We start from the raw sequence: 20,816 nt of genomic DNA, 5'->3' as shown, positions 1-20,816 counted from the left end.
CTATCAGCGTGTACCGTCGTTTGAAACAAGTTTCACCATAATATTTGCAATGGCATGCTGCTCATCAGGAGATGCAACAGACCAAAGATCAGCAAGAATTTTTTCCTGATCATTTTTCGGCTCCACTTGACTCGCTAAGTAATCACCAATCTGGTAAGCTAAATCATTAACTACATCCTTGTTCATTCCAGTACTTTGCGCTTGATTTAGTCGATCTCCTAAGAAATCCTTCCATTGTGACCAGTTATCTAAAACAGACATCGTGAGTCCTCCTTTTAAAGTAGTACGTTGTTATTTTGCATTGAGAGGCCTGATAATATTCACGATTTATCATTTTCCTTTTTGAAAAATATTACATATACCAACCGCCATTAATTCCAAGGATTTGACCAGTGATATACGCCGATTGCTCTGATAATAAAAACGAAACACCGTCAGCCACGTGCTGCGGGGCACCTAAGATGCCAAGTGGAATATCACCACGAAGCAGATCAAGTTCCTCTTCAGAAAAATCACTTAGCATTTCGGTTGCAATAGCCCCTGGAGCAATTCCATTCACGCGAATTCCATTCAAAGCAACTTCCTTACTTAACGCTTTCACAAAGGCAATTTGAGCTCCTTTTACAGAGGAGTAAGCCACTTCACAAGCTGCGCCAGTTTGCCCCCAAATCGACGAAATAACGACGATTGCGCCACTGCGTTTCTGAAGCATTTTCGGAAGTAATTCCTTTGTTAACAGCAAAGGCGTTTTAATATGTAAATTTATTAGTTGATTTAAATCAGCTTCAACTAAATCAACGAGGAGGCCATAATGGCTTGTCCCGCTGTTATGAACAATTGCATCTATTGCGAAAATACTCGCTGCAACATGGTTAATTCCGTCCATTTCTGCCAAATTAGCTTGAATCGGTATGTATTCCCCGCCATATTCTTCTAGCTGAGTGAGCAGCTTGGCGATTGCCTTTTCATTTGTATGGTAGTGCAAATAAAGGGAATAACCTTCCTTGGCAAGTTTTAGCGCGATTGCTTGACCAATTCCCCCACTTGCGCCCGTTATCAATACATATTTTTTCATAAGTTCCTCTCCTTAAAGCAACTGCATCTATCTGATTGGCTGTGTTAAACGTGGCTGTTGATTTCCGTTACAGGCGCTTCGCTTTCCGCGGGGCGGGCGGTGAGCCTCCTCGGCGCATTCGCGCCTGTGGGGTCTCACCTGTCCCGCTGCTCCCGCAGGAGTCTTCGCGCCTTCCACTCCAATCAACTTGCCAAAAAACAACATTCTGCTTTAACACAGCCATCCGATTGGAAAAAGCGCCGCCAAGCGACGCTTTTCTTCCGTTATTTAGGGATCACTTGACAAACGGTAAATCGCTCTTCAGCAATCAATTCCGCAGCTGTCTGTTTTACATCGTCCAAGGTGATTTTTTCTAAAGTTGGAACAACTGTAAATAAATCCATATCATTAAAAGCATAACGAGTAAACTGATTCGCAATATATTCCGGTGAATTAACGGCTCGTAAAAATGCACCAATTTTTTTCTTTTTCGAACGACTTAACGCGTCTTCACTAAAGCGATGACCGTCCTTGACTTCAAATAGCATTTCCTTCAACGTCGCAGCAAGTTTATCTGGGTCGTTGGTGTCGCCTCCTGCCATAAGGAAACCGAAGCCCTTCTCTAGGGTAAAATCGAAAGAAAACGAATCATCAATTAACCCCGCGCTATAAAGCTTATGATAATTTTCTGAGCTCTTACCAAATAACAAATCGAGCAATACATTAGCGGTTAATTCCGCTTTCAGCATTACCTCGCCTTGCAAATCCACCTGTGCGGCCTTCAATCCGACCATGCACTTTGACGTCTGCACGTTCATTTGTAGGACTTTTTTTGGTTCGGCGACCGACACTGGTTCCTCTTGAAATTCCCGTTTGATTTCTCCCTGATCCTTATAATCCTTCTTCGTCTGATTATCGACAATCTGTTTCATGATTTCATCAGGATTAACGGGACCGACAACAAATAAAAGCATATTACTTGGATGATAGAAGGTATGATAGCACTCATAAAGCATATCCTTCGTAATATCGGTAATGGATGCAATCGTCCCGGCAATATCAATTTTAACAGGATGGTTATGGTACATATTTTCAATTAAGCCAAAGTAGAGGCGCCAGTCAGGATTATCATCATACATCGTAATTTCCTGTCCAATAATGCCTTTTTCCTTCTCAACCATCTGTTCTGAAAAATATGGATCTTGAACAAAATCCACTAACGTTTCCAGGTTTTTTTCAACATCTGATGTACTTGAAAATAAATAGGCGGTTCTCGTAAAGGAAGTAAACGCATTAGCTGAAGCACCCTGGCGACTAAATTGTTGGAACACATCTCCGTCTTCTTTTTCAAACAGCTTGTGCTCAAGGAAATGGGCGATTCCATCTGGTACTTTGACATAATCAGCTTTATCGAGTGGAACAAAATGATGATCAATCGAGCCATATTTAGTTGTGAACGTCGCAAAGGTCTTATTAAAGCCTTTTTTTGGTAAAATATAAACATCTAAGCCATTATCAAGCTTTTGATAAAATAATTCCTCTTGGAGCTGGTCAAAGCTAATTTTCTCCATCATTCGCCCGCCTCCGTTCCTGTAAGAAAGTAGATGGTATCCAAGTCAATTTTATTTGCCACATTGACAATTTCCTCGGTAGTTGTTTGATCCATTTTTTCAAGCCAATCATCGAGGCTGATCTTAGTACTAGCGACAACATTATGGTACAGAATTTCGACCATTCCTCTGGCCGTATCGATGGTTTCCAATAATTGATTCTTAATTACGGCTTTCGTCTGTTCAAGCTCTGCATCGCTAAAATCACCGTTTTTCATCGCTTGCATTTGTTCCTTAATAATCGTAATCGCTTGATCGAAATTTTTATTATCAATACCTGACATGACCATCATTAGACCTTTATGGCTCTCCAATCTACTTGCGCAATAGTAAGCAAGACTTGCTTTTTCCCGAACATTGATAAAAAGCTTGGAATGAGAAAAGCCACCGTATATTCCATTAAAAACCTGCAGTGCAAAATAGTCGGCATCACCATAGATGATATTCGTGCGATAGCCAATATTTAGTTTGCCCTGTTTAACATCTTGAACTTCTTTCACTTCTTTTGCTTCAATTGTTTTCTTCGTATGCGCTTCTGATAACCGCTTTGGTGTGCGCGCTTGAAAGTGCAATAGTTCATCACTAACCGCTTGTACTTCTCTTTCCTCCACATCACCGATCACATAAAAATCCATTTCATCCTCGCAGAATGCACGTTGAAAATAACTATATAAACTTGCTGAGGTAATCTCATCAACTTGTTCCATTTGTCCATGGACATGAAGGGCATATGGCTCATCTTTACACATTTCTTCAACCAAGCGAAAATTGGAATAGCGCATTTTGTCATCATAAATAGATTGAATCCGCTGTTTTAGCGTTCGCTTTTCAGCATCAATGGTAGTTGAGTCAAAGCCAGAACTTGACACATTGGGATTCGTTAATATTTCTGCAAAAAATTCGATCGCTTTTCGTAACAATGGGGTTGGGTCTGACAAAAACTTTTCATTTGCAACTTCTAATGAAAAGCTAATTATATGATATTCACCTTTCTTGGATAAATCGACATAGAGGGATGCACCGTACAAATCGTCCAAATAAGAACGCAGTGCCGTAGTTGATGGGAATTTTTTCGAATTGCTTTGCAGGACGTATGGTAATAAGGCTCTTAACGTGACCTCATCCTTATTTATAGGGGCCTTCATCTTCCAAATAAACGTATTGGTTTTATATTTTTCAGTTTTGACAATATGAAGGTTATACCCCTTCATCTCTGTAATGGTTTCCGTGATTACTGTCATCTTCATCCTCCTGACCAAATGCATATGTCTTATCTTATGTGACTGCACGTTGTGTTATTTTTCCCATTTTAGAATAATTCAAGCATTTTCGCGAGAATCTTATAGTAGTTAATTTCTACTATACCTTTCAGTACCAATTTTATACAAGTTTTACGCAAAAAACCCTTGGCTAGACTAAAGCCAAGGGTCTTCGTATTAGCGCTTACCGGAGTCGAACGGTTCTCCAGCAGCTTTTGGTGCTTGGGTAGATTTTGAGAAAACAACAAGTGCTAACAGTGTCACGACGTATGGAAACGTCTTTAGGATAATCGGCGGAATCACTTGGAACTCAGGAATTACTTGAGATACGTTGGCAATGGTACTCGCAAAACCAAAGAAGAACGTAGCCCCTAGCACACCATAAGGTCGCCATTGTCCAAAAATTAATGCCGCCAAGGCTAGAAATCCTAAACCAGATACTGTTCCTGTAAATTCACCTGCATACGTAACAATAATCAAGGCGCCTCCTAAGCCAGCGAATGCTCCTGATATGATAACCCCGCTGTAACGAATCGCCCGTACGTTAACGCCTGCTGCCTCTGCAGCTTGTGGATATTCCCCACAGGAACGTAAACGAAGACCATATTTTGTTTTATATAGAATAAACGTACTAACAACAAGGATAACTAAGATGAACCACGTTGTCGGATAGGTTTTTGTGAAAAATAAATCGCCGATGATGGGTATTTTTGATAGCCCAGGAATATCCATAGGCGAGAAGCCTGTTGTTAAGCGAATATTACCGCTTCCGGTAATATTTCTAGCTAAAAATACTGTTAAAGCGGTGGCAATCAAGTTAATCGCCGTACCACTAATAATTTGATTGGCACTTAAGTTAATGCTGGCAAAAGCATGAAGCAATGAAAACAGCATACCAGCTACCATTGCTGCTACTAAACCAATCCAAAGTACCCAAGTATCATGTGGCCATGTTTGCTGCATAAAGTGAATGGTTAATGCCCCAGCGAAAGCGCCAATTACCATTAATCCTTCTAATCCGATATTGACAATACCGCTTCGTTCACTAAACAACCCACCTAACGCGGTAATGAGCAATGGAATCGTAAATACAATGGCATACGGGAAAATTTGTTCAATGATTGTCCACATCTTATGATTCTCCCTTCTTCACATCAGGGACAACGACTTCTTTACTAGAACGTGTTTTCCAAAATCTTTTGATAACCCGTTCGATTAGAATACTTGTTGCCGCAAAATAAATGATAATCGCGATAATCGTATTCGCAAGCTCTGGTGGAATTTCGGTCATGGCATTCATAAATCCTGTACCAGAATATAAAATTCCAAATAGAATCGCTGCAAAAAATACGCCTACAGGTGTATTGGCACCTAATAGGGATACGGCAATTCCATCATAACCTGCTGATGGTAAAATCCCAATTTGGATGGTTGAAGCATTACCTGCGTATAAAGCCACACCAGCAAGACCGGCAAGCCCCCCGGAAATAAGCATTGAAAGAATAATATTGCGGTTAACGTGCATTCCGGCATATTCGGCAGCGTGACGATTGAAACCAACTGCTTTTAACTCAAATCCTAAAGTGGTTTTATTTATAATAAAGGCAACAATGATGACTGCAATCACAGCTATGAAGATACCTAGATTAATGTAAGATCCTTGGAACATTTCTGTTAAAAATGGGACCTTTAAAGTGGCTGCATCGGGCAGCTTCTTTGATTCTGTTTCAAGGAATTCTCCCTTGAAATAACCTGGTACAATATAGTAAACAGTCCAATACGCAATCCAGTTCATCATGATCGTTGAAACAACCTCATGTACGTTGAATTTTGCTTTTAATAACCCCGGAAGCAGTGCCCAAAGTGCTCCTCCTAGAAGACCGGCAAAAATCATCATCAATAAAAGAATAGGTCTTGAAAAATCATAAGTTAGTCCTACAGCAGTTGCACAAAGACCACCGATTAGCATTTGACCGGATGCACCGATATTGAAAAGCCCAGTACGAAATGCAAAGGCTACAGATAAGCCTGTAAAAACGAGTGGCGTTGCCGTTGCTAAAGTATCACCAATCCGAGAAATATTTTTCAACGCACCCTGGAATAAATACAGATAACCATCAATCGGATTGCTACCGATTAATAACATTAAAATTCCGCCGGCGATGAGTCCTAAAATAATCGCGATGATGGATACGATGAAATTTCTCATACGCTTCTCTCCTTACTAACTCCAGCCATCATTAGACCTACTTCATTTTCATTCGTTTCCTTCGCATTCACAACGCCAATGAGTTCACCATTGTTAACGATTGCGATTCGGTCAGATAGCTGCAGTACTTCATCAAGCTCCAAGGACACTAACAGGACAGCGTTCCCTTTATCTCGATGTTCAATTAATCTTTTATGAATATATTCAATCGAACCAACGTCCAAGCCACGTGTTGGTTGTACAGCAATTAAGAGCTTAGGGTTCAATTCAACTTCACGACCGATAATCGCTTTTTGCTGATTCCCACCCGATAACGTTCTTGCAATCGATGCAGCACCCTCACCGGAACGCACATCAAAGTTTTCAAGGATTTTCTTGGCATAAGTGCGAATCGCATTAAAGTTTAATAATCCGTTTTTGGCAAATGGCTGTTTATTGTATACTTCTAACACCATATTGGATTCCAATGTGTAGTCCAACACCAGACCACGTTTTTGGCGGTCTTCTGGAATATGGCCGATTCCCTTTTCAATCCTTTGATGGATCGGGATGTTCGTAATTTCTTCGTTTAGAAGATAAATTTGTCCCGATTCTACCTTGCGAAGACCCGTAATCGCTTCAACAAGTTCTGATTGACCATTGCCCTCAACCCCAGCTATTCCAACAATCTCTCCAGCTCTCACTTCCAAGGAAAAGCTTTTAAGTCCCATAACTTTCCGATTATTTTTAGCTGAAACTGAATCTATTTTAAGTACGACTTCACCCGGTGTACTTTCTTTCTTATCCACTTTAAATGAAACATGACGCCCTACCATCATTTCTGCAAGGCTCGCTTCACTCGCTTCCGCAACATTCACGGTTCCAATTGATTTCCCACGTCTAATGACCGTACAACGATCTGCAACTGCTTTAATTTCCTTTAATTTATGAGTAATAATAATAATCGATTTACCTTCTTTAATAAGATTACGCATAATTTTCATCAGTTCTTCAATTTCACTTGGCGTCAACACCGCTGTAGGTTCGTCAAAAATCAGTACTTCTGCTTCACGATAAAGCATTTTCATAATTTCAACCCGTTGCTGCATTCCTACAGAAATATCCTCAATCTTCGCATGCGGATCCACGTTAAGACCATAATGCTTTGATAGCTCTGCTATTTTCTTCGCAGCACTATCAATATCCAGAACCATCCCTTTAAGCGGTTCGCTACCTAAAATAATATTCTCGGTGACGGTAAAATTGTCAACGAGTTTAAAATGCTGATGCACCATTCCAATCCCTAATCGGTTTGCTACATTTGGATTAGCGATTCGAACTTCTTCTCCTCTAATTTTCACTTGACCTTTTTCAGGCTGATACATTCCGAATAATACACCCATCAGCGTTGATTTTCCTGCACCGTTTTCACCTAACAGCGCATGAATTTCCCCTTTTCGGAGCGTCAAGGTAATATTATCATTTGCAACAATACCCGGAAATTCTTTCCGTATATTTAGCATCTCTACAACATAATCCATCGTAGCACTCACCTTTTTATCTAGAATAACAATAGATTCCCCTATCTACACCGATAAGTTCCTTTACTCGATGCTCTCGAATGCTATTAACAATCTATACATTTATAATTTGCAAAAGAGACGGAACGAACGCCGTCTCTTTTGTTTTCAAGCTTACTTCAATAAATCGCCTTTTTCAGCGGAAACTTTAATGTCACCAGCTTTGATTTTTTGGAAAATTTCTTCTACCTTCTTAACAGTATCATCGCTTAGGTTTGGATTTTTCTCAGGTAAACCAATACCATCGTTTGTTGCATCAAATGTTAAAGTTTCTCCACCAGGGAATTTGCCATCTAACTCAGCTTTAACCATGTCGTAAGATACTTTATCGACTTTCTTCATTGCAGATGTTAATACAACTGATTTGTCACCTTCGTATTTACCATCTTCATATTGGTCAACGTCAACACCGACCATCCAAACTTTTTCGCCGCCCTTAACGCGAGTTTTTGCTTCGTTGATTGCACCAACGCCAACTCCACCAGCAGCTGCGAAAATAACATCTACACCACGGTCATACATTTGCGCAGCGATTTGTTGACCTGCTCCAACGTTATCAAATGAGCCTTGGTAAACAATGTTATCAGCTTTAATCGTGATCTTTGTGCCTAGATTTTCATTTGCATATTTTAAGCCTTGTTGGAAGCCCCAGTTAAACTTTTGCACAGCTGGAATTTCCATACCACCAATGAAACCTGCTTCTGCTTCTTTTAATTGAAGTGCAGCAGCCACACCAGCTAAGAATCCTGATTCATGCTCTGCGAAGAAAATGGATACTGTGTTATCCTTTACCGCAGGTTTAAAGTCCCCTTTATGTGGGTTTCCATCAATAATGACAAATTTAGCATCCTTGTACTTATCCTGTGCTTGGTAAACAGCAGTTTCAAACTTAAACCCAGGAGTAACGATAAATTTGTAGCCAGCATCGTACAGATTACCCATTTCCTTTAAGTATTCGGCTTCAATTGCAGTAGCTGGTTTTAGATATTTTGCGTCTATTCCTAGCTCATCTTTCGCCTTCAGAATACCTTCCCATGTACCTTGATTAAACGATTTATCATCGATTGTTCCTGCATCTGTAACCATACCTACTTTAAGGTCGGCTTTTTTAGTACCGCCGTCTTTATCGTCTTTACCTTTGTCATCGCCACCACCACAAGCAGCTAACAGCATACTAACCATTAATAGCAATGACAAAACAATACTAAATTTTCGCTTTTTCAAGGCTTGTACCCCCTAAATGTGTGATTTAGTAAGAATGTTTAAAACGTACTAAGAATAGTTTACGTCAAGTATTCCGATTAAATTCGTTTTCTTAAGACGTTAAATTCAAACTTATCCGCTTTAAAATAGTTGACTGAAAAAAGGATGGGTTCATCAGATTCGTCATAATGCATTTGCTTTAAGACTAACAGTGCAGTTTCTGGATCACATTTCAAAATCGGAGAAATTTTCTCATGATAACCTAATGGTTCAATTTGCGCAACAGCATAGGTTATTCTTCGATGAGATTCAGCCTCTAAAATTTTGAAGATTGATTCCTGTCCCTTAGTGAAAGACTCAGGCAGAATTTTTTCCGGTATTTTATCGATACAATAAACGACCGGTTCTTCATTGGCTGTTCTTACCCGTTCACTGACAACAATCAAGTCATCCTCTGTGCACGAAAATCGACGAATATCCGCTTCAGTCGGAGCTAACGTCTGTGAGTGCAAGAATTTTGTTCCCGGAGTCATTCCGGCGTCTTCAATCATACTGGTAACACTTTTCAGTTGCTCGATTCCTGAAGTGAACAATGGCTTAGCGTTAACAAAGGTTCCCACGCCATGTCGGCGAATGATAACGCTTTCTTCTTCTAAAATACGTAGAGCCTCACGAAGTGTAGCTCTGCTCACTCCTAGCTTTTTGGCAAGTTCGAATTCTGAAGGAAGCTTCTCCTTCTCACGATATATGCCTTTTTCGATATCTTGCTTTAGCCGATCGATAACTTGTAAATATAAGTGTCGACTATCTGATTTAATTGACATGCTGTTTCCTCCGACAATTCTTCTTTCAGACATCAGACCTCTGATGTATTACATTCCTACTAACCGACAATAATATAACATACTTTTCTACTATAAATAAATAATGATTTTAATTTTAGAAAAAAAAGCTTTAAACCGCGTTTAATTAGCGTAAAATGTCTTGACATTCTGTTTTGTAAGCTATTACAAAATATTATATTAAGCAAATGTTTTATAGTGACAATGACTCTTTTTCGATGAGAATCTAATGTTAGTATGGCTGTATTGTGCCAAAATGATTAGTCTTTCCAACAAAAAGAGGTCTGTCCAAATAATGGACAAACCTCTTTTTAAAATTAAGCTTCTTTGTCGATGTCTTCTTTGTTTTTTCCAATTAGGACGGTGCGGGGTTTGCTGCCTTCGTATGGTCCGACTACACCTCGGAGTTCCATTTCATCGATTAATCTGGCTGCTCTTGTATAGCCAATTCGGAATCTCCGCTGCAGCATCGAAACAGATGCAGTTTGCATTTCAACGATCATCTGAACAGCATCGTCATATAAATCATCGTCTACTTCAGAAAAATTAGACGGAATGTCGTCAGGTATCATTTCCTCCTGATACTGTGCCTTTTGCTGTGTAATGACAAAATCAACGACGTCCTCAACCTCTTGGTCGGATAAAAACGCCCCTTGGACCCGAACGGGTTTGGATGCACCTACCGGCAGAAATAGCATGTCTCCCCGTCCTAACAACTTCTCGGCTCCGCCCATATCAAGAATCGTCCGTGAATCAGTTGCTGAAGAAACGGCAAAGGCAATCCGCGACGGAATATTAGCTTTTATTACCCCGGTAATAACGTCAACTGATGGTCGTTGCGTGGCGATGATTAAATGAATTCCGGCGGCACGGGCCATTTGTGCTAAGCGTGTAATCGAATCCTCAACATCGGAGGATGCAACCATCATTAAATCGGCCAACTCATCGACAATGACAACAATATACGGCAATAACGGTTGTTGGGCTTCCTCTTCAGCATTGTGCCGTTTAACATGCTCGTTGTAACCTTCAATATTCCTCGTTCCGGTATGTGAAAATAATTCATAGCGCCGTTCCATTTCACTCACAACTTTTTTCAAGGCCTGCGAAGCCTTTTTCGCATCTGTTACAACCGGTGCCAATAAATGAGGAATACCGTTATATACATTTAATTCAACCATTTTAGGGTCGATCATCATCATCTTCACTTCATGCGGTTTGGCACGCATTAAAATACTAGTAATAATCCCGTTAATACACACACTTTTTCCACTACCAGTTGATCCAGCAACAAGTAAATGTGGCATTTTATTTAGCTCGGCTAACTTCGCTTCACCGGTAATATCTCGTCCAAGACCAATTAACAGCTTAGCATCAGGCCGATTGTTTTGCTTCGACTCTAATACCTCTCGTAAAGATACGATGGCGACTTCCGAATTCGGAACTTCAATGCCGATCGCTGATTTCCCAGGGATTGGCGCTTCAATTCTGATATCTTTAGCAGCCAATGCCAAAGCTAAATCGTCACTAAGGCTAACGATTTTACTTACTTTAACCCCAACGTCTGGATGCACTTCATACTTCGTTACTGCTGGCCCAAGATGGACCTGAGTAACACGAGCTTTTACACCAAAGCTATGAAAGGTTCGCTCAAGCTTTGCCGCATTGGCATGGATTAATTCATATTCTCCACTCTGGTCGGTGTGACGCGGGAAGTTTAGCAAATCAAGCGGTGGCAATTCATATGATACATTTTCCACTTCGGCGAATGAAATATTAGGGACGACCTCTTCATGGTCAACCGCTACTTTCTCACCTGTTCCCTTTGCAGAACTCGTTTTTCCTGCCTTCACCGGTTCAACTACAGGTTGCACTACTTCATTAACAGGATAGGCACGTTCAGCAAAACTCGAAATGATTGGTTCAGGTGTTGGAACGACCTCATCAATTGGTGCTGCTTGTCCCACAATAGGAACGACTTCCTTGTCTTCACTTTCTTTTGCTTTTTTCTTCGATCGTGTCGCTCGAGATTCTTTCTGTTCTGCTTTTTTCTCGATCTGCTTTTGCTTCCGTGTTTCGCCCCATTCTTTCATGTCACTTACGAATGCTTGCCATTGATCTTGAGCGAATTGTCCCATTCTGACAAATACTTTACCAAGTGCTGTGCTTAATGATTTACCAGTAATTAGAGTGACACCGATGATAATCAGTACAAATGCAACAATTTTTGTCCCTGTCTCTGCAAAAAGGAAATTAAACAGCGCAAATAGAATCGCACCAATCATCCCGCCCCCTAGTTCACGGGTGCTCGTTTGATTTTGGACCTCACCATTCCACCATATGTCAAACGTCTTCATAATGACGCTTGGATTCTTGAATTGACCGCTTTTAGATAATATTTCAATAAAATTGATATGGTCAAATAAGAGAATCGCTGCGACTACTAAATAAGCGCCGATAAGCTTAATATGCAGCAGGTTAGGCAGCTCTCTTTTGATCATCATATAAAGGCTGAAGGCTAACAGCCCAAGGACACTGACGATGTACCATTCCCCCATAAAAAATCGAAAAAAAAGTACGAAAGCAGCTCCGGCCTTGCCAAGTTTCGCCATGGTTATTAACGAAAGCGCAATGATGACAATTCCAATTAACTCGTATTTTAATGTCTTTTTGATTTCAACTTTTTTCTTCGTTCGCCGTTTTGTCTTGGCCATTTTATCACCTTGATGTTCAATTTTTCTTTTTTCTCTAGTTTAGGAAGAAAGAAAGCAGCCTTCTGGTGGCTGCTATTTAATCCTTATTATACCATACTGTTGACCAAACTGGTGTTTGCAAACGAGTTTAAAATGAAATTTTTGTCCCCGGAGTTACTTTTCCATTTAAATAATGCTGTGGGTCTGTGCTTACGACCCGAACAACCCGATAATCTTGGGTGTCCGTTTTTTCAACCATGACTGGAATACCTTCATATGTAACAAGCATCATATTTGAGTCAGTTTGCGAAGTTTCCGGAAATATTAATTCATGAGGCATCATCGTATAAAGGATCATTGAATCAGCCCCTCATCCTCTTTCTTTTTCAAATCAATCAGATCATTCAGCTTCTTCATTGCCTGACCAATTCCACCCACTCCATCAATTAATCCGTACTCCACCGCATCTGCCCCGATGACATTTGTCCCGATATCTCTTGTTAAATTCCCTTTAGCAAACATTAAATCTTTGAATTTTTCTTCGGTGATTTTTGAATGCTTTTTAACAAAATTGACAACTCGCTCTTGCATTTTATCCAAATATTCAAAGGTTGCTGGGACGCCAATGACAAGACCGGTTAAACGAATCGGGTGGATCGTCATGGTTGCTGTCTCGGCGATGAACGAATAATCACACGATACCGCAATTGGCACCCCGATTGAATGACCGCCACCAAGGACAATCGAAACGGTTGGCTTTGACAGTGAAGCCAGCATTTCTGAAATGGCTAGTCCCGCTTCAACATCGCCACCTACTGTATTCAGGATAACAAGCAGCCCTTCGATTTTCGGATTCTGCTCAATCGCAACAATTTGCGGAATTAAGTGCTCATACTTGGTTGTTTTATTTTGAGGAGGGAGTTGCAAATGTCCCTCAATTTGTCCAACAATGGTTAAGCAATGGATAGTAGAATCCTGTGAAAGCTGTGGAACATTGGTCTGACCTAACTGCTGTATTTTTTCTAAAAGACCTGATGTCTTTTCTTCACTTGGTTGCTCCTGCTCTTCTCTTGCATCATCTGATTGATTAAAGAAATGACTCATCCAAAAGTCCCCCTTCACACTTTAATATTGTTAGTATGAACTGGTAAGACTTTTTCATTCTGGCTACCTATAAAATTAATAGCTTATTTTGCGGTTTCATTCCATGCTTTTTGCATATATACAATAAAAAAGCGCCTGATTGATATAAAAATCAGGCACTTCAGGTTATGGTTAAATTTCCATAATAATTGGCAGTATCATTGGTCGGCGTTTTGTTTTTTCAAATAAATATTGATTTAAAGTATCACGCATTTCTTGCTTAAGCGTAGTCCAATCAAAGGAATCCTTCGCGATTGTTTTTTCAACAATATCACGAACCTTTGCCGTTGACTCCTCCATAAGCTTTTCCGATTCGCGGACATAGACAAAGCCGCGTGAAATAATTTCCGGTCCTGCAGCAATGGTTTTGTTTGATTTATTTAAGGTTACGACAACAATTAATATTCCATCCTGTGACAGCAATCTGCGATCACGGAGGACGATATTACCAACATCACCGACACCTTTTCCGTCTATTAAAATATTACCTGCTGGCACCTTTGAACCTGGCACCAATTTCCCATTTTTTAGTTCTACTACTTCGCCTTTTTCCGGAATATAAATGTTTTCACCTAAAATTCCACAAGCCTTCGCGACTTTGGCATGGGCATGAAGCATTTTATATTCACCATGGATGGGGATGAAAAATTTTGGCTGCATTAAATTGATCATCATTTTTAATTCTTCTTGACTGCCGTGACTCGATACTTGAACAATTTCACGTCCAGAGATTACGTTGGCTCCAGCTCGGAACAACATATCAATCGTTTTAGAGAGCAAAAGTTCACTTCCACGTAACGGTGAGGCTGCAAACAGCACCGTATCACCTGGTTGAATGTTCACATGCTTGTGAGCCTGCTTCGCCATTTTTTGCAGGACCTCTAGCGGTTCGCCCTGACTTCCTGTTGTTAACACCATAATTTGCTGATCAGAGTATTTTTTCACCTCTGCAAGCGGAATGATGATTTCATCTGGGACTTCGATGTAACCAAGATTTAAAGCGATATCAAACACTCGCTTCAGACTTTTTCCAACTACCGCTACCTTGCGATTAGTCAAGTGGGCTGCATCAAATAAATGTTGAATTCGATTTAAATCTGATGCAAAACAAGCTGCAATAATTCTACCTTGCGCTTTATAAAACGCATCATTCATTTCATGAACTACCTTAGCTTCAGTCGGTGTATAGCCTGGTTTTTCGGCACCCATACTATCAGAGAGTAGACATAGCACTCCATCTTCACCGATTTTAGCCATTTTACCGATTTCAGGTTTATATAGTGGTGTCGCTGCTTGATCGAATTTAAAATCACCCGTATGAACAATCGCACCTTGTGACGTTTGAAAGCATATCCCAACCGCGTCAGGAATGCTGTGATTTGTTCTGAAAAACGTAACTTCAGTCGCTGCGAACTTAAGCACCGAATCGGAAGTAATTTCATGAAAATCAACATTCCCGTGAAACTCATACTCAGTTAATTTTGCTTGTGCTAATGCTAACGTTAACTTCGTACCATATACTGGAACTGAAATGCTATGCAGTAGATAGGCTAGAGCACCGATATGATCTTCATGTCCATGTGTCAAAAAACAAGCTTTTATGCGTTCCCTGTTTGCTTGCAAATACGTTATTTCTGGAATGACGATGTCGATCCCGAGCATTTCATCCTCCGGGAACATCAGTCCGGCATCAACGATAAAAATATCATCGTTAACCTCCACCAAGTACATGTTTTTACCGATTTCCCCTACTCCCCCAAGAGCAATGAGCTTTATCATTTCATTTTTGCTATTATTCAAATCTGTTTCCTCCTAATGTCTATCGCCCGACCGTATTATATTACAGTTATTATACTTGAAGGAAGAAAGCCTTTACAACCTTTATCTCTCGCCATTTGGATAGGATTCTGAATTTATAGAATCCATCATTTTTAAAAATAAGGCTGTATTAAATTTGAATGTTGATTTCCGCTCCAGGCACTTCGCGCACCTTAGGGGCTAGTTGGGAGCCTCCTCGGCGCATTCGCGCCTGCGGTGTCTCCCATACCAGCTACTCCCGCAGGAGTCTCCGTGCCTTCCGCTCCAATCAACTTGCGAAAAATCAACACTAAGCTTTAACACAGCCAAAATAAAAAAAGGCTGCACATTGGCAACCTCTTTGGATTGAAAAATATTATTTAAATAAATCCGCTACTGCTGTTCGTTCTTGTTCTGATAATGGTACTAATGGCAAGCGAACTGACCCGACATCAAGACCTTTTATCTGCAACGCGGTTTTCACTGGAACAGGGTTCGGAGCCTTAAATAAGCCCTGCATAATCGGCAATAAACGTTGATGTAGTTTTGATGCTGCTGCATGCTCTCCATTCAAAAACGCTTGAACCATCTCTTGCATTTCTTTACCAATTACATGTGAAGCGACCGAAATGACTCCGGCACCACCAATAGCCAAGACAGGAATCGTTAAGCTGTCATCACCGCTGTATAAAAAGAAATGTTCATCCGTTTCAGCAATAATCTTTGTCATGGCACTTAAGTCCCCACTCGCTTCTTTTACTGCAACAATATTAGGAATGGCTGACAAGCGAATGATGGTTTCGGGTAAAATATTAACAACTGACCGGCCCGGAATATTGTATACCATTACAGGAAGCTTAGTACTTTCAGCAATTGTTTTAAAATGTTGATACAAGCCTTCTTGATTCGGCTTATTATAATATGGACCAACAAGCATGATCGCATCAACACCAACCTGCTCTGCCCGTTTCGTTAATTCAACTGATTCATACGTGTTGTAGCTTCCTGTTCCGGCAATTACCGGGACTCTTTTATTTACAACCTGAACAACATGCTGAAACAATGCCACCTTCTCTTCTTTAGAAAGAGTTGGAGATTCACCAGTTGTACCAGCGACCACCAGTGAATCAGTGCCGTTCTCAATTAAGTAATTCACTAGCTGCGTCGTTTTTGCAAAGTCAATATGCCCGTTCTTATCAAATGGGGTTACCATTGCGGTGGAAACCCGACCGAAAATAGTCATCATGCCACTCCTCTTTACCAATCTATTTCGGAGCTTTGCCCCTTCTCTCGTAAAAATAACAATTATTCATGTTCTAGTACTTCATTTTCCAGGCTAAATGCATCGTGTAATGCATTGACTGCCTGCACTAAATCCTCTTGCTTTACAAGGACCCAAATGGTGGTATGACTATCTGCCGATTGTAAGATTCTAATTTCCTTTTCTGAAAGAGCGGTCACGATTTTCGCCGTAATTCCCGGTACTCCTGCCATCCCTGCACCGACGACGGAAACCTTGGCACAATTTGTTTCAACAGCAGGTTCATGCCCAAGCTCCTTTAACACAGAAACGGCACGGTCCGCCATCTCGTCGGTAACCGTGTAGACCACTCCATTTGGAGAAATATTAATGAAATCAACACTAATATTTTCATTAGCCATCGCTTTAAACACTTCGGCTTGAAGATTGTATTGATCCTTTTTGGCAAACACCTTGATTTGCGTTACATTCGTAACGTGGGCGATGCCTGTTACCGGACGTTCCTTAATATCGCTGCCATGGTTATCGCGATTTGCGGTCGTTACAAGTGTCCCTGTATTGTCGCTATACGTTGAGCGAATGCGGATAGGCACCTTAGCCTGCATCGCGATTTCAACAGCACGTGGATGAATGACCTTCGCACCCTGATAAGCCATATTGCATACCTCCGTATACGTTACTACCGATAGAGGTCGAGCATTATTGGCAATTCTCGGGTCAGCCGTCATAATTCCCTCAACATCTGTAAAAATATCAATGACTTCCGCATTTATCGCGGCGCCTAATGCTGCAGCTGAAGTATCGCTACCACCCCGACCAATCGTCGTAATATCCCCATTTTTAGCAGCTCCTTGAAAGCCAGCGACAACTACTACATCTGCATCCTCAAGCTCTCTTAAAAGACGGTCACATTTCATTTCCAATATCTTCGCATTTGTATGCTCGTTGCTGGTGACGAATCCTGCTTGCGCGCCAGTTAATGAAACAGCATTGATCCCATTTTCAAGTAGCATATTAGTAAAAACCACACTTGAAATCATTTCACCACAAGAAAGTAATAAATCGTATTCCCGCTTGGAAATCTTGCTTTTACTTCCACCGATTAAAGATAATAGCGTGTCTGTTGCATAAGGATCACCGATTCGTCCCATTGCAGATACCACTACCACTACTTTATATCCATCCTTCAAAGCTGCCTCAATATGGCGTTTTGCATTTTGACGGCCATTTTCGTCACGGACGGATGTACCGCCAAATTTTTGAACAATCATTTTCATCGTAACACCTTCTAAGTTGTATTATTGGTAAAACCAAACCGACTTGCACAATTTGTCTTATTTTTCGACTGACAAACAAGACTTAAAAACTGTGCAGCAGGTTTGGTTGAATAGAATGATTATTTTTCCGTCACTAATCCTAATTTAATTAAGCTTTCTGCTATTTGAACTGAGTTCCATGCTGCACCTTTTAGAAGGTTATCGGAAACCACCCACATGTGGAAGCCTTTTTCTTCATCTAAATCATTGCGAATACGTCCAACAAATACATCATTTTTACCAATACAATCTGCAGGCATAGGATAAATTTGCTCGCTAGGATCATCTTGAAGGACAATTCCTGGCGCATTTTCTAATAATGCCTTGATTTCTGATGCTTGAACACCTGACTCGCCAATTTCAAAATAAACCGTTTCAGAGTGCCCTGTTGCCACAGGAATACGGACACAAGTTGCTGCCACAGCTAGCTCTGGTAAGTGCATAATTTTCTTAGTTTCATTGATCATTTTCATTTCTTCATACGTATAACCGTTGTCTTGGAATTTATCAATTTGCGGAATCGCATTGAAGGCAATTTGATAATGTTTTTTATCTGATTTTACTGGGAGAATTTTTGGTTCAAACGCTTCACCATTAACGATTGATTTCGTTTGTTCTTGTAATTCTTCGATTGCCACAGCACCAGATCCGGACACAGCTTGATACGTTGAAACGATCACTTTATTTAAACCATATTTTTGTCTGATTGGTTCTAACGCAACGACCATTTGAATCGTTGAACAGTTTGGATTAGCAATAATCCCATTATGCTCGTGAAGGTCAGCTTCATTAACCTCAGGTACGACAAGTGGAACATTAGGGTCCATACGGAAAGCACTTGTGTTGTCCACACAAATAGCACCGCGTTTTGCTGCCTCAGGCGCAAGCTCTAATGATACACTCCCACCTGCGCTAAATAAAGCAATATCAATTCCCTCAAAGCTCTCAGGCTTAGCTTCTTGTACAGTAATTTCTTCGCCTTTGAAAGTTACAGTTTTACCAGCAGAACGTGCTGAAGAAAGTAATGTTAATTTTGCGATTGGAAAATTTCTGTTTTCCAGTGTTTGAATCATTTGTTGTCCTACCGCCCCAGTTGCACCAACAACTGCGACATTGTAACCTTTAGTTTGGCTCATGGATAGAGTCCCCTTCCTGTGTCAATAAGTATGATTTTTCATGCATTTATTACGATGAATGGTAGAGACGGCGCCTTTCATTCTTTAAAGGACTACCGTCATCATTTATATTATCATTTATTTTAACATAATGAGTTCATTAAGGAATCAAATTTTTTATAGGTTTACTTGAAAAGTACGAAGATTCTGTTTAGTCCAGGTATTTTTCAACTAACACAGGTTGGAGCTGTCTACCTTCTATTGCCGCTAAAATCGTTTGATCAGTCAATGACATTCTTGCTACCATTGAATTTGGTTTTTTAACCGGATCATCCTGACCAAACGGAATAAAATAAATATTTTTTGTCGTCATCAATCTCATCAAATTAACGCCATTTAGACCCAAGGCATCATTTGTGGAAATTCCGAGCACCACCGGTTTGCCGTTACGTAGCGTTGCTTTTGCAGCCATCAGGACGGGGCTGTCAGTCATCGCATTGGCAAATTTGCTCATTGAATTACCGGTTAATGGCGCAATGACCATACAATCAAGTGGAATTCGTGGACCAAGTGGTTCTGCTTTAACAATTGAATCAATCACTTTATTTCCGGTTACTGCTTCAATTTTGGCAATCCAGTCCTCACCTTTGCCAAATCGTGTGTCGGTATTCTTTACGGTAAATGTGACCACAGGCAAAACCTCGGCGCCTGCTTTCACTAGTTTTTCTATTTCCGGATAGATTTCTTCATAGGTGCAATGGGATCCAGTTATCCCAAATCCAATTCGTTTCCCTTTCAAACTCATTTTGCTTTCCCCTTCCGATTCATAAGGTCATCCTTTAGCAGTTGGGTCAGGACATTGGCAAGGATTTGCCCAGCAGTTTTAGGGGCAACAATTCCTGGCAAGCCAGGGGCCAGTATCGCTTTAATCCCTCTTTTTTCTGCATAGCGAAAATCAGTCCCTCCCGGTTTTGAAGCTAAATCAAGAATCAACGTATGAGCAGGCATATTAGCAATAACAGAGGCTGTAACGATTTGATGAGGAATCGTATTGATACAAATATCCGTATCTTTTACAAATTGATGAATATCCTTTAATACAAATGGTGTTAGGCCCATTTCCGTGATTCGAGCAATATGTTCGCTCCGCCTTGCGCCAACTTTCACCTTCGCACCAAGTGCATGGAATGTTCGGGCGACACTCATTCCAACCCTTCCTAATCCCAATACCACTATACTTGAACCATGAATCGTAAAATCAGTATGCTGTATTGCCAGCATAATTGTCCCCTCGACTGTTGGAATTGAATTATAAATCGCAACATCATCCCGCTCAAACAATTGAACTAGACGCCGGTTAGTCGATTTGATGATCCCGTTCAAATACGCATTACTGATTCCGGAATAGACGATGCAGTGTTCAGGTGTTTGGGCAAGCATCGCTTCATTCAAAACAACCTTTTCATTTGAGAATATTGTTTCTATATGTCCTTCCAGAGTCGTACCTGGAACAGGCAGTATTAATGCATCCATAGTGGAAAAATCCAGATCATCGATTTTTTCTTTAACTGCTCCTGTGAAAGCATGATCAAGCTGTTCAAAACCAATTAGCGAGAGCTTTGCATCCATTTCAGTCAGTTTTCTGATGATCTCGAGCTGTCTTGCATCGCCGCCAATGACTGCGATTTGCAACCCTGTCAGCATGAGAATAATCACCTACTTTTTCTAAAATCCAAACAGTAATTGGTTTAACTT

Annotated in this window: 18 protein-coding genes; all 18 read right to left on the bottom strand. The window is 40.6% G+C overall.

Going from position 1 to position 20,816, the window contains the following annotated elements; genetic code table 11:
• Positions 1-3: 3 nt before the first annotated feature.
• On the bottom strand, positions 4-261 hold the full coding sequence (locus tag HHO41_RS04520) for a DUF3243 domain-containing protein (RefSeq protein ID WP_169095922.1): 258 nt from the start codon (positions 259-261) through the stop codon (positions 4-6).
• A gap of 91 nt (positions 262-352) precedes the next feature.
• Positions 353-1,075 carry an elongation factor P 5-aminopentanone reductase gene (ymfI, locus tag HHO41_RS04515; protein WP_169095920.1) on the bottom strand — a complete coding sequence of 241 codons (723 nt, stop codon included), beginning with the start codon at positions 1,073-1,075 and terminating at the stop codon, positions 353-355.
• A gap of 263 nt (positions 1,076-1,338) precedes the next feature.
• Positions 1,339-2,625 carry an EF-P 5-aminopentanol modification-associated protein YfmH gene (yfmH, locus tag HHO41_RS04510; protein ID WP_169096069.1) on the bottom strand — a complete coding sequence of 429 codons (1,287 nt, stop codon included), beginning with the start codon at positions 2,623-2,625 and terminating at the stop codon, positions 1,339-1,341.
• Positions 2,625-3,905, bottom strand: coding sequence for an EF-P 5-aminopentanol modification-associated protein YfmF (yfmF, locus tag HHO41_RS04505; RefSeq protein WP_169095918.1), 1,281 nt, complete (start codon positions 3,903-3,905; stop codon positions 2,625-2,627). The genes yfmH and yfmF overlap by 1 nt, the downstream gene beginning before the upstream one ends.
• A gap of 195 nt (positions 3,906-4,100) precedes the next feature.
• The gene (locus tag HHO41_RS04500) at positions 4,101-5,054 is read right to left on the bottom strand and encodes an ABC transporter permease (RefSeq protein ID WP_169095916.1); all 954 of its coding nucleotides are present in this window, start codon (positions 5,052-5,054) and stop codon (positions 4,101-4,103) included.
• A gap of 1 nt (position 5,055) precedes the next feature.
• Entirely contained in the window at positions 5,056-6,132 is a 1,077-nt protein-coding gene (locus HHO41_RS04495) for an ABC transporter permease (protein WP_169095914.1), read from the bottom strand.
• Positions 6,129-7,652 carry an ABC transporter ATP-binding protein gene (locus tag HHO41_RS04490; protein WP_169095912.1) on the bottom strand — a complete coding sequence of 508 codons (1,524 nt, stop codon included), beginning with the start codon at positions 7,650-7,652 and terminating at the stop codon, positions 6,129-6,131. Before HHO41_RS04490 ends, HHO41_RS04495 begins: the two co-directional genes overlap by 4 nt.
• Before the next feature lie 153 nt (positions 7,653-7,805).
• Complete coding sequence (locus HHO41_RS04485) at positions 7,806-8,915, bottom strand: BMP family lipoprotein (protein WP_169095909.1); 1,110 nt, start codon at positions 8,913-8,915, stop codon at positions 7,806-7,808.
• A gap of 77 nt (positions 8,916-8,992) precedes the next feature.
• Positions 8,993-9,718 carry a GntR family transcriptional regulator gene (locus HHO41_RS04480; RefSeq protein ID WP_169095907.1) on the bottom strand — a complete coding sequence of 242 codons (726 nt, stop codon included), beginning with the start codon at positions 9,716-9,718 and terminating at the stop codon, positions 8,993-8,995.
• Between the two features lie 335 nt (positions 9,719-10,053).
• A complete protein-coding gene (locus HHO41_RS04475; protein WP_169095905.1) occupies positions 10,054-12,450 on the bottom strand; it encodes an FtsK/SpoIIIE family DNA translocase in 2,397 nt (798 codons plus the stop codon).
• A gap of 127 nt (positions 12,451-12,577) precedes the next feature.
• Entirely contained in the window at positions 12,578-12,787 is a 210-nt protein-coding gene (locus HHO41_RS04470) for a YlzJ-like family protein (protein WP_169095903.1), read from the bottom strand.
• Positions 12,784-13,533 (bottom strand): ClpP family protease, encoded by a 750-nt coding sequence (locus HHO41_RS04465; RefSeq protein WP_169095901.1) that lies wholly within the window; start codon positions 13,531-13,533, stop codon positions 12,784-12,786. Before HHO41_RS04465 ends, HHO41_RS04470 begins: the two co-directional genes overlap by 4 nt.
• Positions 13,534-13,704: 171 nt before the next feature.
• On the bottom strand, positions 13,705-15,372 hold the full coding sequence (locus tag HHO41_RS04460; RefSeq protein WP_169095899.1) for a ribonuclease J: 1,668 nt from the start codon (positions 15,370-15,372) through the stop codon (positions 13,705-13,707).
• Between the two features lie 373 nt (positions 15,373-15,745).
• Positions 15,746-16,612 carry a 4-hydroxy-tetrahydrodipicolinate synthase gene (gene dapA, locus HHO41_RS04455; RefSeq protein WP_169095897.1) on the bottom strand — a complete coding sequence of 289 codons (867 nt, stop codon included), beginning with the start codon at positions 16,610-16,612 and terminating at the stop codon, positions 15,746-15,748.
• Positions 16,613-16,674: 62 nt separating this feature from the next.
• A complete protein-coding gene (dapG, locus tag HHO41_RS04450; protein ID WP_169095895.1) occupies positions 16,675-17,907 on the bottom strand; it encodes an aspartate kinase in 1,233 nt (410 codons plus the stop codon).
• A 119-nt stretch (positions 17,908-18,026) separates the two neighbouring features.
• Positions 18,027-19,082: an aspartate-semialdehyde dehydrogenase gene (asd, locus tag HHO41_RS04445; RefSeq protein WP_169095893.1), complete on the bottom strand. Its 1,056-nt coding sequence runs from the start codon at positions 19,080-19,082 to the stop codon at positions 18,027-18,029.
• Positions 19,083-19,272: 190 nt separating this feature from the next.
• On the bottom strand, positions 19,273-19,866 hold the full coding sequence (gene dpaB, locus HHO41_RS04440) for a dipicolinate synthase subunit B (RefSeq protein ID WP_169095891.1): 594 nt from the start codon (positions 19,864-19,866) through the stop codon (positions 19,273-19,275).
• Positions 19,863-20,765, bottom strand: a complete 903-nt coding sequence (gene dpaA, locus HHO41_RS04435; RefSeq protein ID WP_169095889.1) for a dipicolinic acid synthetase subunit A — start codon at positions 20,763-20,765, stop codon at positions 19,863-19,865. The genes dpaB and dpaA overlap by 4 nt, the downstream gene beginning before the upstream one ends.
• Positions 20,766-20,816: the final 51 nt, after the last annotated feature.

It is taken from the genome of Bacillus sp. DNRA2 (genome assembly GCF_012843265.1).
Classification (GTDB): domain Bacteria; phylum Bacillota; class Bacilli; order Bacillales; family Cytobacillaceae; genus Bacillus_BU.
Note: the sequence above shows the minus strand (reverse complement) of the source record. Positions and strands in the feature narration are given on the sequence as shown.

Coding starts and splice junctions, on each gene's coding strand:
- HHO41_RS04520 (WP_169095922.1), bottom strand. CDS start 261: ATGTCTGTTTTAGATAACTGGTCACAATGGAAGGATTTCTTAGGAGAT.
- ymfI (WP_169095920.1), bottom strand. CDS start 1,075: ATGAAAAAATATGTATTGATAACGGGCGCAAGTGGGGGAATTGGTCAA.
- yfmH (WP_169096069.1), bottom strand. CDS start 2,625: ATGGAGAAAATTAGCTTTGACCAGCTCCAAGAGGAATTATTTTATCAA.
- yfmF (WP_169095918.1), bottom strand. CDS start 3,905: ATGACAGTAATCACGGAAACCATTACAGAGATGAAGGGGTATAACCTT.
- HHO41_RS04500 (WP_169095916.1), bottom strand. CDS start 5,054: ATGTGGACAATCATTGAACAAATTTTCCCGTATGCCATTGTATTTACG.
- HHO41_RS04495 (WP_169095914.1), bottom strand. CDS start 6,132: ATGAGAAATTTCATCGTATCCATCATCGCGATTATTTTAGGACTCATC.
- HHO41_RS04490 (WP_169095912.1), bottom strand. CDS start 7,652: ATGGATTATGTTGTAGAGATGCTAAATATACGGAAAGAATTTCCGGGT.
- HHO41_RS04480 (WP_169095907.1), bottom strand. CDS start 9,718: ATGTCAATTAAATCAGATAGTCGACACTTATATTTACAAGTTATCGAT.
- HHO41_RS04475 (WP_169095905.1), bottom strand. CDS start 12,450: ATGGCCAAGACAAAACGGCGAACGAAGAAAAAAGTTGAAATCAAAAAG.
- HHO41_RS04470 (WP_169095903.1), bottom strand. CDS start 12,787: ATGATCCTTTATACGATGATGCCTCATGAATTAATATTTCCGGAAACT.
- HHO41_RS04465 (WP_169095901.1), bottom strand. CDS start 13,533: ATGAGTCATTTCTTTAATCAATCAGATGATGCAAGAGAAGAGCAGGAG.
- dapA (WP_169095897.1), bottom strand. CDS start 16,612: ATGACTATTTTCGGTCGGGTTTCCACCGCAATGGTAACCCCATTTGAT.
- dapG (WP_169095895.1), bottom strand. CDS start 17,907: ATGAAAATGATTGTTCAAAAATTTGGCGGTACATCCGTCCGTGACGAA.
- asd (WP_169095893.1), bottom strand. CDS start 19,082: ATGAGCCAAACTAAAGGTTACAATGTCGCAGTTGTTGGTGCAACTGGG.
- dpaB (WP_169095891.1), bottom strand. CDS start 19,866: ATGAGTTTGAAAGGGAAACGAATTGGATTTGGGATAACTGGATCCCAT.
- dpaA (WP_169095889.1), bottom strand. CDS start 20,765: ATGCTGACAGGGTTGCAAATCGCAGTCATTGGCGGCGATGCAAGACAG.